This is a genomic window from Paenibacillus sp. FSL L8-0340 (genome assembly GCF_038593145.1).
GTDB lineage: Bacteria > Bacillota > Bacilli > Paenibacillales > Paenibacillaceae > Paenibacillus_AQ.
Genome location: NZ_CP151967.1, coordinates 6,796,719 through 6,814,063 on the forward strand (window position 1 = coordinate 6,796,719; position 17,345 = coordinate 6,814,063).

14 protein-coding genes are annotated in these 17,345 nt (G+C 38.8%); 1 reads left to right on the forward strand and 13 read right to left on the reverse strand.

Going from position 1 to position 17,345, the window contains the following annotated elements; genetic code table 11:
- Positions 1 to 38 precede the first annotated feature (38 nt).
- From rfbD (NST07_RS31235) to rfbA, 12 genes are all read right to left on the reverse strand, one after another.
- A complete protein-coding gene (gene rfbD, locus NST07_RS31235) occupies positions 39 to 899 on the reverse strand; it encodes a dTDP-4-dehydrorhamnose reductase (RefSeq protein ID WP_341097799.1) in 861 nt (286 codons plus the stop codon).
- An 8-nt stretch (positions 900 to 907) separates the two neighbouring features.
- Positions 908 to 1,930 carry a dTDP-glucose 4,6-dehydratase gene (gene rfbB / locus NST07_RS31240; protein WP_341096671.1) on the reverse strand — a complete coding sequence of 341 codons (1,023 nt, stop codon included), beginning with the start codon at positions 1,928 to 1,930 and terminating at the stop codon, positions 908 to 910.
- Between the two features lie 359 nt (positions 1,931 to 2,289).
- Positions 2,290 to 3,828: a hypothetical protein gene (locus tag NST07_RS31245; protein ID WP_341096672.1), complete on the reverse strand. Its 1,539-nt coding sequence runs from the start codon at positions 3,826 to 3,828 to the stop codon at positions 2,290 to 2,292.
- A 12-nt stretch (positions 3,829 to 3,840) separates the two neighbouring features.
- The gene (locus NST07_RS31250; protein WP_341096674.1) at positions 3,841 to 5,253 is read right to left on the reverse strand and encodes an MBOAT family protein; all 1,413 of its coding nucleotides are present in this window, start codon (positions 5,251 to 5,253) and stop codon (positions 3,841 to 3,843) included.
- A gap of 53 nt (positions 5,254 to 5,306) precedes the next feature.
- On the reverse strand, positions 5,307 to 7,103 hold the full coding sequence (locus NST07_RS31255; RefSeq protein WP_342480722.1) for a rhamnan synthesis F family protein: 1,797 nt from the start codon (positions 7,101 to 7,103) through the stop codon (positions 5,307 to 5,309).
- A gap of 136 nt (positions 7,104 to 7,239) precedes the next feature.
- Positions 7,240 to 8,094, reverse strand: coding sequence for an NAD(P)-dependent oxidoreductase (locus NST07_RS31260; RefSeq protein WP_341096678.1), 855 nt, complete (start codon positions 8,092 to 8,094; stop codon positions 7,240 to 7,242).
- A gap of 29 nt (positions 8,095 to 8,123) precedes the next feature.
- Positions 8,124 to 8,855, reverse strand: a complete 732-nt coding sequence (locus tag NST07_RS31265; RefSeq protein ID WP_341096680.1) for an ABC transporter ATP-binding protein — start codon at positions 8,853 to 8,855, stop codon at positions 8,124 to 8,126.
- A gap of 26 nt (positions 8,856 to 8,881) precedes the next feature.
- Complete coding sequence (locus NST07_RS31270; protein WP_341096682.1) at positions 8,882 to 9,655, reverse strand: ABC transporter permease; 774 nt, start codon at positions 9,653 to 9,655, stop codon at positions 8,882 to 8,884.
- A 24-nt stretch (positions 9,656 to 9,679) separates the two neighbouring features.
- Positions 9,680 to 10,537 carry a dTDP-4-dehydrorhamnose reductase gene (gene rfbD, locus NST07_RS31275; protein ID WP_341096683.1) on the reverse strand — a complete coding sequence of 286 codons (858 nt, stop codon included), beginning with the start codon at positions 10,535 to 10,537 and terminating at the stop codon, positions 9,680 to 9,682.
- A gap of 37 nt (positions 10,538 to 10,574) precedes the next feature.
- Complete coding sequence (gene rfbB / locus NST07_RS31280) at positions 10,575 to 11,609, reverse strand: dTDP-glucose 4,6-dehydratase (RefSeq protein WP_341097800.1); 1,035 nt, start codon at positions 11,607 to 11,609, stop codon at positions 10,575 to 10,577.
- Between the two features lie 100 nt (positions 11,610 to 11,709).
- Entirely contained in the window at positions 11,710 to 12,258 is a 549-nt protein-coding gene (gene rfbC, locus NST07_RS31285; RefSeq protein ID WP_341096685.1) for a dTDP-4-dehydrorhamnose 3,5-epimerase, read from the reverse strand.
- 59 nt (positions 12,259 to 12,317) lie between these two features.
- Positions 12,318 to 13,190, reverse strand: coding sequence for a glucose-1-phosphate thymidylyltransferase RfbA (gene rfbA / locus NST07_RS31290; RefSeq protein WP_341096686.1), 873 nt, complete (start codon positions 13,188 to 13,190; stop codon positions 12,318 to 12,320).
- Between the two features lie 164 nt (positions 13,191 to 13,354).
- Here rfbA and NST07_RS31295 point away from each other — a divergent pair, with 164 nt between their 5' ends.
- Entirely contained in the window at positions 13,355 to 16,102 is a 2,748-nt protein-coding gene (locus NST07_RS31295; protein ID WP_341096689.1) for an O-antigen ligase family protein, read from the forward strand.
- A gap of 197 nt (positions 16,103 to 16,299) precedes the next feature.
- Here the strand turns inward: NST07_RS31295 and galU are convergent, their stop codons facing one another.
- Positions 16,300 to 17,187: a UTP--glucose-1-phosphate uridylyltransferase GalU gene (gene galU / locus NST07_RS31300; protein ID WP_341096692.1), complete on the reverse strand. Its 888-nt coding sequence runs from the start codon at positions 17,185 to 17,187 to the stop codon at positions 16,300 to 16,302.
- Positions 17,188 to 17,345: the final 158 nt, after the last annotated feature.

Sequence of the window (17,345 nt, forward strand, 5' to 3'; positions counted from 1 at the left end):
ACCGTCGATAACGGTTCAGGAGCTTAGTTTGCGCTTATCTATTTCAGTTCCAGCAAAAAGTCCCTCAGTCCGGCCCGCCAAGGCCGGATATCTGCAAACCCGTTCGTGCGGATGGCTAAATGCTCCATTACCGAATTGCGCGGACGTGGTGCCGGGCGTGGAAACTGTTCTGTAGCACATGGCTCTAGCTTTGCTGTGAATTTCAGACTCAGAATATCTTCTGCCTCTGCGAAAATTGCCTGTGTAAACTCATACCAGGTGCAAGACTCACTGTTAGAGGCATGATAAATTCCGTATCTCTCCGTTTGAATCAGCTCAAGCAGGAAACGGGCCAAATCTACGGTGTAGGTAGGTGAACCTTGCTGGTCGTCTACTACCTGCAGCAGCGGCTTCTCCTGTCCCAGCTTCAGCATCGTTTTCACAAAGTTGTTGCCATATTTGCCATACACCCATGATGTACGTACGATGAAAAATTTCGAGGACAAAGACTGCACCAGGATTTCTCCTGCCCGCTTTGACTTGCCATAAATACTTTGCGGATCCGTATTATCATATTCATGATAAGGCTGAGTTCCCATGCCATCAAAAACATAATCCGTACTAATGTATACCAGCTTGGCTCCGGATTTCTCCGCAGCCAGTGCTACATTGCGGCTTCCAGTGGCATTAATTAAATAGGCGGCATCCACATCAGTTTCCGCAATATCCACCGCCGTATGGGCGGCACAATGAATGACAGCATCCGGACTGAACCCGCTGATAACCTCAGTACATTGATCGAGATCTGTAATATCCATCTCCTGACGGTCACAGCCTAGAACCTCATGTCCTTGCTGCTGCAACAAAAGTACAAGGTCCTGCCCCAACTGTCCAGCGGAACCCGTAACCAATACCTTCATCTTCGACATTACAGCGAATCCCCCAAACGGCTGCCATACTGAAGTTCGGCATATTTCTGGTATTCACCGGATTGAATACGGGTCCACCACTCTTTATTATTCAAATACCATTGAATGGTTTCTTTAATGCCGGTTTCAAATGTATGCTTTGGCTTCCAGCCCAACTCGTTGGTAATCTTGGTTGGGTCGATGCCATAGCGGCGGTCATGTCCGGGACGATCCTGCACGTAAGTAATCAGAGAATCCGGTTTGCCCAGTTCCTGCAGCACAGTATTCACTATATGCACATTTGTGCGCTCATTATTGCCGCCAATATTATAGACCTCACCGTTTACCCCTTCATGAATAACCAGATCAATTGCACTGCAGTGATCTTCTACATACAACCAGTCGCGGATATTCATTCCATCGCCATAAACCGGCAGTGCCTGATCAGCAAGCGCACGGGAAATCATGAGCGGGATCAGCTTCTCCGGAAATTGGTATGGCCCGTAGTTGTTAGAACAGCGGGTGATATTAACCGGCAATCCAAAGGTTTCGTGGTAGGCACGCACAAGCAAATCTCCGCCCGCTTTGCTGGCGGAATAAGGACTGTTTGGAGTAAGTGGAGTTTCTTCAGTAAAGAGTCCCGTGGTTCCTAACGTTCCATACACCTCATCTGTAGACACTTGAACAAATTTAGTCACACTATATTTCTTTGCTGCATCCAACAGCACCTGTGTGCCGAGCACATTTGTCTTCACAAACACATCCGGCTCCAGAATGCTCCGGTCCACATGTGATTCCGCCGCGAAGTTGACTACGATATCGACTCCCTGGCTGAACAGTGTGTCCATCGCCTCTACATCCGTAATGTCCGCTTTGGCAAACGTATAATTCGGATTGCCCTCCACCGACTTCAAATTCTCCAAATTCCCCGCATACGTCAACGCATCCACGTTCACGATCTGGTAATCCGGGTGCTGCTGCAGCATGTATATTACAAAATTGCTGCCGATAAATCCGGCTCCGCCGGTAACTAATATTTCCATAGTCTTCACCTTATCCAATCATAATAAGCATTTCTACATATACTATTCTATGGATGGATTAGTGGTGATTCAGAATTCATGATTCACAAAATGAGTTGAATTGTATCTTCTCGAATATGTGTTAAACATGTGTCAACTAAGAAGACCCTTGAACGAAATTGCCACAGTTTTGCTACTCCAATTGTACGCAAGCCCGGCCCATGAGCATACACGTCCTAACAATGGGTAGAGTAAATATATCCAAAAAATAGCGAAAAAGGAGGATTTTTCTTCATTTTCTAAAAATAATACCTATAACATAAAAAGAAACCCATGGTCTAAAAATGACCTGAGTTTCTTTACAACCTAAATTTTAATCATCATTTAATCTCAATATCTATTCCTATAGGGGAAAATTGATGACTCAAATCATTTGAAATCACAATTAAGCTAACCTGTTTTTGCTCTATTAACTCACTAGTTTTAATATTGAATGTAAAACCACTCTCCGTGAGACTTGAATTATTATAAGTGGCAGCTACCTCTTCACGTGGAATTCCATAATTACCAGCATAATATTTATCGCCTACTTTTAGAAATACTCCACCGGCAACTTTATTATTTTCCTTATCTAATGCCCACCCAATAATATTAACTGTTTCACTACTGTTGTTTATGACAAATTTGTTTTGTTCCGATACTGGCTGATTATTAAAATAATCAATCCAGACATCTGGATTACCCAACTTAGGTAAATGAGAAAACTCACTATAATCCACCATCAGTTCCTTTGAATTCTCCAAGATCCCCATAGTGTGATCCCACATTCTTTCAACATTTTCGTAAATAACAATATCCGGATGTACAAGATCCACAAAGCTTTGCAATCGATCGATATTGTCGGCATGTATAAAGGTTAACTCCGAAAAACTCTCAGCGAATTGAGGGATTAAAAATCCATAGAAGTAACTGTCTCCTACGATAAGTGCTTTGGGCAAGGCTTTGTTACTGTTGCTGTAAGTGTATGCTTCATTACTATAAGTAAGATTCAAGTTATCTAAAAGGCCATATGTTCTGACTGAAGTAGGTTGTTTAGTATAATTAAGTCCATAGTCTTCTTCAGAAAATGAAATAGAATTGTAAATTTTGGTTTTGCGATTATATTTTGTTATATTATAATCTTCCCAAGATAGAATCTTTACATTAGGATAATATTTTTTAACTTTATTCATAAGTTCTAGATATCCAATAAAAGAACCATAGTAATTCCAGTGAGCATTATCATAATTTGGAGAGTATACAGTAGCCTTCTCCTTAGCCTTTATCAGCGCTTCTTGAGGAGTGAAAAAATTCAAAGAAGTATCCTTTGAAAAATATTCTTCAATCATATCAGTCCTTGAAACATGACCTACTTTTTTTATCGTATTTGGATAATTCTCAGGATAAATTGTTTTCTTATCCAAATTTAGCATAGTTATAAATGGAATGTTTTTTTTTTGTAAGTAGTTATCTATCTTCTTTAACGATGCTCCCCAATTTACAAGTTGCTCATTAGTTGGGAGATTTAAATTCTGATAATCTTTAAGAATATCGGAATTGACATAATATAACCAATCATTCTTACCGATCAGAGTATCTTTTTTTGTCAATGTACCAAAAAGATTATATTGAAGCTTAGTATTAGTCATAACAAGCTTATCTCTCAAGCCCATATTATCACTAAACCAATTTTCAAAATCTTTAATAAAATGAGTGTTCAGACTTCCCTCAGCCGTTTTAAAGTTTGGGAATCCAGCCAGTGCCCTATTTTCAGCAACAGATATCTTTCCCGAAGTTTTATTAACCGTTATTAACGGAACAGCGATTGCCACAATAAAGATTGCCACAATTGAGATATTTAAAAACTTTGATGCTTTCATGTAAAGACCCCTTCAGAATCTGAAATAAATAAATGGGTTATATGTCGAGGTTGCTAGGAACATCATACACAAAACTAAAATTATAACAATGTAGATGTTTTGGGTAACCATGCTAAAAATAGTTTGTTCTTCGAATCCTCCTACGTTGTCCCTTAAATATTTAGATATAGGCATCGATGCAATACACGCTATTAATAGCAGTGTGATAACCATTGGATTCAAGTAATATCCAACACTAAACCCGACATCATATGAAGGCTGAATTCCAAACATTACTTTCAGATACTCAACCGCCTCGGATAAATTGGAGGCTCTAAATAATACCCAGCCTATAATTACAACTACTGAAGTGTATAACCAAGAAATGAACTTCGGAATAGGTAATTGTTTTTTCTTTTTGAAAAAACGTTCAATAATGAGAAACATACCATGCCATAAACCCCAAACAATAAAATTGAATGCTGCACCGTGCCATAAGCCTGTAACAATAAATACAATAAGCAAATTAACATATACATTGCCTCTTCTATTACCGCCAAGAGGAATATATAAATAATCTCTGAACCATGAGGAAAGAGATATATGCCATCTTCTCCAAAATTCAGTTATTGATTTAGAGATGTACGGAAAATCGAAATTTTCTTTGAATTTAAATCCAAACATTCTTGCAAGTCCGATTGCCATGTCTGAGTATCCAGAGAAATCAAAGTAGATTTGAAAAGCATAACAAATCGCTCCAATCCAGGCCGTAGCTAATGTGTTTTGATGAGGCGGAAGGCTAAAGATATTATCCGCTACCTGTCCCAAGGTGTTTGCAATAATCACCTTTTTCCCCAAACCCATTACGAAGCGCCTTATACCGTATGCAAAATCATCTACGGTAGTTATACGGTCATCTATTTGATCGTGCACATCGACATATCTAACAATAGGACCAGCAATAAGTTGTGGGAAAAACGCTTTAAATAAAGCAAACTTTAAGAGATTTGTCTGAACTTTAACTTTACAGAGATAAACATCAATTACATAAGAAAGACCTTGAAAGGTAAAGAAAGAAATCCCTATGGGTAAGATGATATGCTTTAAAGCCAGATCTGCTCCTGAAAGTTGATTTATACTCGTAATAAAAAAATCGAAATATTTGAAGTAAAATAAAAGTCCACAGTTTGCTGCAACTCCAACAAGCATCATAATCTTGCTAAAATTAGCATTAAGAGAACGCGCATAGTGTATTGCTATACCGAAAACATAATTTATTAGTATAGATAGAATAATAACAAATACAAATTCCGGTTCTCCCCAAGCGTAAAAAATCAAACTAGCAAGTAAAAGAAAAGCATTTCTGTATTCAATTTTTAGTAGATAATAGACTAACAATACAATTGGCAGAAAGAAAAATAAAAAAACTGATGAACTAAAAACCATTCGTATGCCTCTTTCCGTTTATGCAACTGTAATATCGTTTCCCCTATGCAATATTATTTCCTCATCATTCTAAACTTTACATTCTTTAATATATCTATACTGCGTTTTGGTAATGTCTTCTTCATTTTCATTTTTATTTTTTGAAGATATGATAATTTTATCACCATGTTTTTTTTCATATTGGTAACCATCGAGTAATGAATTGTTGGTCCACATTTATCGAAATACACCTTATTAATTTCTCGTATCATATAATAAAGATTAGTGATCTCAATTCTCGCAAAGGAATCTGCCAGCACCCATCCAGAATAGTATCCTTCATGTTGTGCAACTATAGGATAGATGCGCTCAACCGCATGTAGAATTGACCCATCATTTTGATTAGGCTCTTTCGGGAAGTCTTCATACTTCCAATCATATTTTATAAGTGTTTTTAATGCAGCTGGTCTGAACCAAAACATAGTTCCCAAAGGAGCAGTAGGCTCATCGTTTGGGTTTAAACTTACTTTTAATTTAAGTTTCTTTGCAAGATCTACAGTGTTCTGAAAATTCCCGCCCCATTCAGAACCAATTGTTGAATAAAAATGCGCATGATTAGGAGGCGGTGGAGTTAATAACCCTAATCTTGGATTTTCCTCGAAGGTATCAATTATATTCTCTACAAACGCTCTGTTGTGCAAAATATTCTCGAAGCATTTGTATGAGAATGACTCACCAACAGAGTGCGGCTCTACTTGAGTAGTTTTTTTATCATGTGCAAAACAGACATAGTCGTAATTAAGTAAGAAATCTTTGCTAGCCACTAATAGCGAACTAACATCTCGTCCTCTATTTTCAATAACAATAACTTCTAATTTAGCACATTCAAGCTTGCTGAATACTTCCTGGATAAGCTTTCTCTTCTTCTCAGTATTTGTTGTTATATATACATCTGCATACGAAGGAATTGATTGTGCGTAGTTGAAACAATAGTCTATCAAATCCTCAAAATAAATATGCATTATTAATGCTACTTTTTTATTATTAGAAGATACTTCAAGAGGTTTGACCATATTTGTAGGGAGAATATAATTATGGTGAAGGCTTCTTTTAATGTCAGCCTGATTATTCACGCGTAGTATATTATCCCAAATCAAATTTACATCATAATCCAGATTATCCCTTATATACTCATAGATATCGACGGACTGCTCCCCCGTAGTATAGTTCAGGAAGTCCGCGTAATGATGAATAAAGGATCTTCTTTTAACTATAGGACAGCTTCTATTTTTCACCAATTCCAATGCCGCCATTAGTATTGGTGCATGAGAATGTTTTAACATGTCCGAGGTGTCTACATAAGCTTTCCATTTAAAACCTTTATCATTAAAGGTTTTAGTGAATATCGCTTCATGGTAACATATAGCTTCCTCATAAGAGGTAATAGGCCCCATATCATCCCAATACTTCTTAAACTCATAGCTAACTAACATATCATTTCTCACAACAATAAAATGAGATTGGATATGTTCTGGAAGATAACCATATTTAATTTTACCAAATGGATCGTAAGGAGCTCCATGATACGTAGTTATTCCCCAGAAGTCCACATCTTTTTCATCCATTGAATCGAACATTTCTTTGAATGGATACAAAGGACCGAAAATAGTGAAGTTAAAGAAGATAACTTCGTCATATTCTCTAAGTTTATCCCATCCATAGTACTGCATACCTTCTTTGTATGCCCACACATCAAAGCCTGTATTATCACGTACAAAGACATCCTCGGTAATTTCTTGTAACTTCTGTCTACCTTCGGGAGTTACCTTTCCATTGCACACAACGAGCAAATCAGAGACATTCTTTTTCATGTCTTCCAGCATATAAGTTATATAATTATCAACTATCCCATCTTTATCATAAAAAAAGAATATCCCTAGTCTATTAATGTTTTTTTTATTTGATAGTAACAAACCTTTTCCCCCATCCAAATACAAAATCATTTATTTATTGTATTGCTTTAAAGTTCTTTATTATCTCCTGAATTTTCACATTATTCCCCCAAATCGCAGGAGAATCATAAGGACGATCAGGGTAAGCACCATAATCAAGTTTTATAGAATAACCGTTACGTTCGATAAACTTTTCAGCCATATCTGCTAATGATACTGCACTACCAGAACAACAATTAATGGTCCCAGTGACCTCTGTTTGAATTGCACTTAATGCTATTTGGAGTGACAACTCATCAACAGTTATAAAATCATATTTATTTTTTCCGGTCGTAAAAGGAAATGTTTCTTTCCCTTCGTTTACACTTTCGATGATTTTAGAAAAAATTGATTTATTATTCAAATCGTCTCCATAAATATAAAACGCCCGTAGCCATTGAAATACAACATCTTTATCTTTCAACAATACTTCAAGTGACTGACGCAAACTATTTTTGGCTATACCGTATAAAGAATGGGGATTAGTTGGGGTGTTCTCATTGATTTCCCCCTCATGGTATCCCACTTCATGCATTGTCCCCATGACAACAATTTGCTTCAAGCCTCCATCCACCATTCTTTTTACAAAGTTATAATGAGAATGCAAGAATTTTAAATGGGCATCGGAATTATGAATAAATCCATCCTTCCAAGCTAAATGCAAACAACAATCGGGGCTCCCGAGTTCTTCATATATATTGGCATTATCTGAGAATATATTGACCTCCATTTTGTTAGCTCGGTCATCAATTTTTTCCGTATTATAATCAATGGCTGTAACATTCACACCTAGATCTAACAGACATTTAACAACAAATCGACCGATGTATCCTCCAGCTCCAGTAACAACAATTGTCTTATTGATAAGCAAAATATACACTCCTCTTGAATTTTTATTTCTTAATGGTTACTGTACAACTCACAGATTTCATTTACTGGTCCTACACCCATTAGCTCGCCCTTATTTATCCAAGCTGCGTTTCTACAAACCTTTTTGACCTGATCAATTGAATGTGAAACCAAGATAAGGGTAGCTCCGCCTGCTGTAAGTTCATTCATTCTTTGTTCGCACTTTTCTTGAAATGCATAATCACCTACTGAAAGTATCTCATCCACTATTAAAATATCCGGTTTCACAATAGTTGCAATTGAAAAGCCTAACCGAGCTGTCATTCCAGATGAAAAATTCTTTAGAGGAACATCTTGAAAATCATGCAATTCCGAAAAATCGATAATATCATCATAATTTTCCATTAAGAACTTCTTCGAGTAGCCTAACAGCGCTCCATTTAAGAAGACGTTTTCCTTAGCAGTCAATTCCATATCAAAACCTGCGCCCAATTCGATTAATGGGGACACACTTCCTTTTACGATTGCGTCTCCTATTGTTGGTTTAAAGATACCCGATATTATTTTTAGCAATGTGCTTTTTCCGGATCCATTACTTCCTAATATGGCAAAAGAATCTCCTCGTTCAATATTAAATGAAACGTTCTTTAAAGCATAAAATTCATCCCTTGTAATATCTTTTTTCAGCAATCTAATCATGTATTCTTTAAGACTTGTGATATTTTCCCGTCCTAAGTTAAACCGCATTGAGACATCATGTATTTCTACTGCATAGTGTGACATAATTTTTCCCTTTCACATCGTAAAGTTTAAATATGCAATACAAATTTGTTTTGATTTTTATAGAATACTATTAATCCTATTAAAAATGCAGATAGAGCAAAAGCAATACACATCAAATTAGTCTGCATACTTGGTAATTGATTGTACAATATTATATCTCTAAATGATTGCACAAAATAATACATTGGATTAGCATATATAATGCCCTTTACGTAATCAGGAACTATGTTTATTGGATAAATAATAGGTGTTAAATACATCCATGCTGATAATAATACCGAATAAAGATGTAACATGTCTCTAAAATAGACGGCAAGCACCGACATAATAAGCCCTATCCCTGTGGCAAATATAAATACATATATAAGAGGAAGTGGGAATAGGAGCACTAGTGGCGTAAGTTTCACATTAGTAGCAATAACTACAATAATAATAGCAACCAAAGAAAATAATAATGTAACGAAGGAAGAAATCACACGCGAAAGAGGAAATATGTACTTGGGGACATATACCTTTTTTATCAATCCGCCGCTTCCTATAATTGAACTCATTGCAACGGTAGTTGCTTCAGAAAAGAAGTTGAAAATAATTTGACCTGAAAGGAGATAGATCGGGAAATTAGGAATATCAAATCGAAATATACTTGAAAAGACTGCGGTCATCACGATCATCATTAGCAAAGGATTCAATAAACTCCATAAATATCCTAGTACTGAACGACGATACTTTATCTTCAAATCCCTTACCACAAATTCCTTTAACAAACCTTTATATTTCCAAAAATTATCAAAATATTTCATTTTTTATCTTCCCTAACATTTATTTTATTCTGATCTCCTAAACTCTACCTCCGTCAGGTAGCGTTTTAAAGCATCCTTCCACTCTGGCAGGAGCTGAAATCCCCCTTCACAAAGGCTCTTTTTGGAAAGCATTGAATTTTTGGGTCTCTTGGCCAAGGAAGGGAATTTATCAGATGTAATAAAATTGACCTTTGTCTTTAGTCCAGACTGCCTAAATATTTCAACAGCGAAATCAGCCCAACTGCAGAATCCGTCATTAGTTACATGATAAATTCCGTAGTTAGACGTTCTGATCATTTTAACGATACCCTCAGCTAAATCCTTTGTATAAGTAGGTGACCCTACCTGATCACATACTACATCTACAGCTTCTTTTTCACTTCCAAGGCGTAACATGGTATTTACAAAATTATTGCCATTCACTCCAAACGACCATGAAGTTCTAACGATAAAGTATTTATCCATATTTTCTTGAATCGATTTTTCACCTAATAATTTGGTCTTGCCATAAACAGAGACTGGTTCTGCCCAATCACCCGTTTCATAAGGTTTCTCAGCCTCACCAGAAAAGATATAATCTGTACTAACATAGACTAATTTCGAACCAACCAACTTACATTGAAGAGCAATATTAGCTGTCGCATCTACATTTAACGCATAGCACTTCTCTATCTCACTTTCAGCTAAATCCACATTGGTAAACGCAGCGCAGTGAATTAGAACATCAGGCTTGTACTCTTTAATAAATTGAGCAGTTACTTCCAATTCAGTTAAATCAAAATCCCCCTTATCCACGCCCAAACAGTCTATATTATGCCTACTTAAACATAAAAGCATATCATGCCCAAGTTGACCGTTAGCACCGGTTACAAGCACTCTCATATTTTTTCTCCTAAATGGTATTACAAATACCTAAGTGTTATTTTTCGTTATACATTTTAGAATAATACTCTTTATAGTCGCCACTCTTAACATTGTCTAACCATTGCTTATTATTCAAGTACCATCTAATTGTTCTCAATATACCCTCATCAAACATAACTTCAGGTTCCCAGCCCAATTCCCGCTTAATTTTGCTTGCATCAATGGCATATCTTCTATCATGTCCAGCTCTGTCTTTGACATATTTAATTAAAGTCTCGGATTTCCCTAGTTCTTTCAGAACAAGTTTAACTATATCAATATTCCCTTTCTCATTATGTCCGCCAACATTATACACTTCACCTGCTTTACCTTTATGTAGAACTAAATCAATTGCTTTACAATGATCTTCTACAAATAGCCAATCCCGAATGTTTAAGCCATCCCCATAGACAGGGATTTCTTTATCTTCAAGTGCATTTGAGATAATTAGAGGAATTAATTTTTCAGGAAAGTGATAAGGTCCATAATTATTTGAACATCTTGTAATCGAAATATTCAATCCAAAAGTCTCATAGTAGGCTCTAACAAACATATCAGCAGAAGCCTTACTTGCAGAATATGGACTATTTGGTGCTAATGGAGTCGTTTCTTCAAAATAACCAGTTTCCCCAAGAGAGCCATAAACTTCATCAGTGGATACTTGAACATATTTTGTATCCGATCTAGTTGACCAATGATTTTTGCAGACATCCAATAACGTCTGTGTCCCCATAATATTTGTTCTCAGGAAAACCTGCGGATCAACGATGCTTCGATCAACATGCGACTCCGCAGCAAAGTTCACAACTGAAGTTGGCTCATATTCTTCAAAAATCCTGTTAACCAACTCACTATCACAGATATCTCCTTTAATAAATACATGGTTCGTGTTTCCTTCTATATTCTTAAGGTTATCTAAATTACCTGCATAAGTTAATGCATCAAGATTAATTATCCTATAATCGGGGTATTTCGCAGCCATCTGCAACACAAAGTTACTTCCAATAAATCCTGCACCACCTGTTACCAATATAGTTTTTGAAAATGCCATCCCAGCATCTAATGTAGTATTATCATTATTAATCCCATGATTTGTAGACATTCATTCTTCCCCTTAGTTGTTATTTGAATACTTTTTTGCTAACAAAAAATTATAATCCTAATTCCGCCAGTGTTTTGAGCTTCTTATCCTTTTCTGAGAGCAAAACATCCACATCTTTAATCTTCCAATCAATGTTCAGTTCCGGATCATTCCAGAGGATACCACTCTCATATTCTGGGTGATAATAATTTGTGCATTTGTAAACAAACTCAGCTTCTTCAGATAATACAACAAAGCCGTGAGCAAACCCCTCAGGTACATAAAACTGCTTTTTATTTTCTCCAGATAGTAGAACTCCATGCCACTGCTTATATGTGGGTGATCCCTTTCGCAAATCAACGGCGACATCAAATACTTCACCGGAGAGAACACGTACTAACTTTCCTTGTGGGAACTGGGTTTGAAAGTGAAGTCCTCGAAGCACCCCTTTTTTTGATTTGGATTGGTTATCTTGAACAAATACCATATCCAGACCTGTGTTCTTAAAATCATTATAATTATATGTCTCCATAAAGTATCCGCGACTATCTCCAAATACTTGCGGCTCAATTACAACAAGGTCTTCAATATTAGTCTTATGAAATAAAAATTGTCCCATAATTCCCTCCTGATAAGAATAATTATTTTTATTGAAATTTTCTAACTAAAAATGAATAGTTATATAAAATCTTCTGCTACCATTACTAAATATTTTCCGTAATCTGTTTTCAGAAGTGGCTTAGCCAGCTCTAATAGTTGTTCTTTTGTAATATATTTCTTTTTAAATGCAATCTCTTCTATACAAGCAACGTATAACCCTTGCCGCTTCTGTATTGCCTCAACAAAATTACTCGCTTCAAGCATTGCATCATGAGTTCCAGTATCCATCCATGCCATCCCTCTTCCAAGAAGTTTGACATTCAACATTCCTCTGCGCAAATACTCATTATTCACTTCTGTTATTTCAAGCTCCCCTCTTGCGGATGGCTTGATGCTCTTTGCAATTTCCACTACTTGGTTATCGTAGAAATAAAGACCTGGCACTGCATAATTTGACTTGGGGGTGTCAGGTTTTTCTTCTATTGAAATAACCTTTCCATTCTCATCTGATTCAATCACGCCATATGCTTCAGGATTTTTTACGAAATAACCAAAAATAGTGCTACCGCTCTTTATCTCTGCTGCTTCTTGAAGAAACCGTCCAAAACTTTGACCATAAAAAATATTATCTCCTAAAATTAGAGAGACAGGTTCATTGCCAATGAATTCTTCACCGATAATGAATGCCTCCGCAAGTCCTCTTGGTTCTTCTTGAATAGCATATGAAATGTTCAACCCTAAATGTGAACCATCACCAAACAATTCCCTAAAACCATTAATATCCCTTGGTGTTGAAATAATGAGGATTTCTTGAATTCCTGCAAGCATCAACACTGATAAAGGGTAATAAATCATCGGCTTATCATATACTGGAATAATTTGTTTTGATATTGCAATCGTTAAAGGATAAAGTCTGGTTCCAGACCCCCCAGCCAGTATAATTCCTTTCATAAACAATCTTCCTTTCATGGAAATTAGCTTTCATAGTTTTATTTGAGTATAATTTTACTTGTTTTAGCTCTTTTCTAAATCATCTTCAAAACTCGATTTTTACTGACTCTGCCCATATGCTATGCTAAAATATCCACGTACCTACAAGAAAAGGAGATTAAAACGTGTCTAAACCAGTATACGGAAAAAATGCTGTTCAGTCGAGAAATGTTGAAAAGATATCCAGCCCCATATGGGCATTAGTTGTCGCTTTTATTGTGTTTTTGGTTTGGACCCCGTTTCAGGTGGGGGTGTTTAACGGACAACAGATTGATTTTGAAAAACCGGTCTATGTGTCTGCTCTGCTTAGCGGCCTGATGTTATTGGTGTGGATGGGCCTCTACTTCAATAAATTCAAGCTTGAGGAGCAGCGCGATCTGCTGGCTGTTGCCTCACTGCTGCTTCCAATAACGTATGCTTTGTCACTATTTGGTGCAGCCTCGCATTATATGGCGATGAACCTGCTGTTAATTCAGAGCATGTACATTGCAATATTCATTATAGCGTTATATCTCTTGAAGCAAAAGCAAGTAAATGTTGTCATCCAAAACGCTGTCCTGGCGGTTGCTTACTTTATTGTGGGATTCGGACTATTGAATTGGCTTGGCAGCTCGAAATTTGCCGGCAGTCTGGTTGGCTGGTTCTCCAATACCGTAAGTAATGGTAAATATTTGGATGCGGTTATGACCGATTCCAATGGTCTTCGGTTGACTTCCATATTCCAATACGCAAATACCTATGCAGCCTTCCTGATGGCTTTTCTCTTTGTGGCCGTATTTGCTTTGGTCCGCTCTAAAAAATGGTACGGTACGCTGACTCACGGATTTATGCTTGTGCCCATTATTGTATCGCTGCTGTTGACGTTGTCCCGTGGCGGGCTCGTCATGCTGCCTGTGGTATTCATCCTGCTGCTGCTGTTCCTGAAACCTGCTCAGCAAATTCTCTGGATTATCCACATTGCCATTTCCGGCCTTGCAGCCCTGCTCGTTACAAATCCGCTGACTACGCTGGGACTAGAACTGAATACCAGCTTCACTTCAGGGGCTGCTCTTAAAGCTTGGGCGTACCTGCTTGGGGCCTCTGCTGTCGTTGCTGCTCTTGGGTGGGCGGTTCAGCGTGTTGTTGCACCTTGGCTGGAAGCAAAGCTATCCGGCATGTCTTCCCGTAAGTTTTCCGGGCTGTGGCTTCCACTGGTATCGATCTTGCTTGTTGGAATGGCGGCTTTCCTGCTCATTGGTACAAGCGTCCGTAGTGTTCTGCCGGATAATATTGAAACGCGGCTGGAGAATATCAACTTCAAGCAGCACAGTGTACTAGAGCGGTTCACTTTCTATAAAGATGCTCTTAAGGTTGTTAAAGATTATCCGATTCTGGGCGCGGGAGGCGGAGGCTGGGCTTCTCTCTATGAGCACTATCAGAATAACCCTTATACCAGCCGCCAGGCGCATAATTTCTTCCTCCAATATCTGATTGAGGTTGGAATTGTCGGATTCATCGTATTTATGGGCTTCATCGGATACATTTTCTATAAATATATCCGCAGTTATGTGAAACGGGAGAAAGATGAATTTGATAATGGCTTCTTCTTCCTGATTATCGCCTTGTCCATTCTCGTCCACAGCTTGCTGGATTTCAACCTAAGCTATGCCTTTATGGGGATCCTTGTCTTCCTTGGACTGGCTGGAATGGCCGCTGTCATGGACAGCAAACCGCTTCGCCGTGGCTGGAGTAAACCCGGACTGCGTATCGGCTACTTGGCTGTACTCACCATCGGCACCATCTATCTGGTCTTTATATCGATAAGCTATATCGGATCCAGCAATGACGCAATGAAAGCCAAAAAACTGATCGGCGTCAGCCAATCTTATGAGGAAATTAAAGTACCTTTGGTAGCTGCCCTGAAAGACCGTCCATTCCACCCGGAATCGGCGATATACTTATCGTCCATGGATCAGCAAGTCTTTAGCCAAACCCAAGATGGGCAGTATCTGGAGGAGGCCTACACTGTAATTTCACGTGCACTTAAGGACGAGCCTTATAATAAGGATTTGTTGAAGCAATTAGTCGGATATTATGACCTTAAGGGGCAGAGCGATCTTGCCCTGGGCGTCTACCTTGATAATGCCGATAAATTTGTGTGGGACATTGATTGGTATGAGACAATAATCAGCCGGTCCCAAGCGCTTGCAAATGCAGCAAGTGTGCAAAAGGATGAAGCTAAAAAGCAGGAATACCTGAATAGTGGCTTTGATGCCTACAAGCATGTGGCTGATGGAGTGGAACACCTGAAAACTTTGCCTCCTGAGCAGCTGCAAGGCCGTCCATTCTCGATCACCCCAAACATTGCTTTAAATATCGGCAGAATGCAGTTGCTCGCTGGAGAAAATGATACTGCGGCAGCAACGTTAAAACTAGGCTTTAACGACAACTATGCTGATATCGTAAACAGTGCCACCCTCTGGGATACGAACTGGTATAGCGCGCTTATTAGCCGTTCCTACGAGCTGGCTCAACAGGCTTTCACTCAAAAGAATAACGATGTTAAACAGCTTAATCTTAAGATCGGCCTCGAAGCCTATCGTCAGATAACGACAGACTTGCAGGGCCAGGCCATTCCTTCAGTAATTTCTTTGAATGCAGGCCGAATTCAGTTCATGGCAGGTCAAACTCAGGTTGCTGCCGCAACATTGAAGCTTGGATTGAGTGAGAATTATACTGATGCTACTAACCGCGAAATTGCCCGTTGGTACCTTGCTGCTCAACAAAAGGCCAACACCGCTCTCGATCAGGATGTGTATAATAAGCTAATCGCTGCTGATCCTGCGGAAATTGAAAGAATTACTGAAATTGCAAGCACATCATTTCAAGAGTAATTAACAGGACAACAAGGCAGCGGGCGATATTGCATATGGAACCAGCGCCCGCTGCAATGGGAACTATGAACATCGTCTTATAAGTCTTTAGTTCGAAAAATAAATAAGAGCGTCCCGCAGTTATAGACAGCGGAACGCTCTTATTTATTTTATGTTATGGTAAATGCCGTGCTCAGATATAAGGGTACCGGACTCAGTTAATTACCGACTTTCTGAGCCTCGCTCTGGATCACTTCCTGGAGATACTGCAGCAAACCTTCCTTAAGTTCCTCATGCTGGAGCGCATAATGAATCGTCGTCTGGATGAAACCCATCTTCTCGCCGACGTCATGGCGTTTGCCTTCAAAGTCGTAGGCGATGATCCGCTCCACTTCGCTTAAACGGGCAATAGCATCCGTAAGCTGGATTTCGCCGCCTACTCCAACCTGTTGTTCTCCGAGCATATCGAAAATACGCGGAGTCAGTATATAACGTCCCAAGATTGCCAGGTTGGACGGTGCGTCCTCACGCTTCGGTTTCTCTACCAGCCGGTTGGCTTTGTAGACACGTTCAGCCAAGGGTGTACCATCTACAAGACCGTATCGGGATACCTCTTCCCAAGGCACCGGCTGAACTCCAACTATGGAGGATTTATATTGATCGTAAACCTCAATCATCTGTCTAAGGCAAGGTTTGTCCGCTTCAACAATATCGTCTCCGAGTAATACAGCGAACGGTTCATTCCCGATAAATTTGCGGGCGCACCAGATAGCATGTCCTAGTCCGCGCGGTTCCTTTTGCCGGATATAGTGAATGTCAGCCATTTCGGAGGATTTGCGCACAGACTCCAGCAGCTCCCACTTCTGTTTCTCAGCCAGGTTGAACTCCAGCTCAAATGAGTTGTCGAAATGGTCTTCAATCGCGCGCTTGCCTTTACCCGTCACGATGATGATGTCTTCAATGCCGGAAGCAACGGCTTCCTCTACAATATATTGAATCGTTGGTTTGTCTACAATCGGCAGCATTTCTTTGGGCATCGCTTTGGTCGCGGGCAAAAAACGGGTTCCGAGACCGGCAGCGGGAATAATCGCTTTACGGATCTTCATCATATAGCTCCTTCGTATTCTTTTCTTTTTCCGGTTTTAGATGATATGGTAAAATGCATAATTATTTTGATTATAGCAGTTATGGATGGTTTTTGGCAGTTAAATGGTTAATCCTCCTGTAAGAATAATCCTGCAGACAAAAAGAGCCAGTGCGTCAT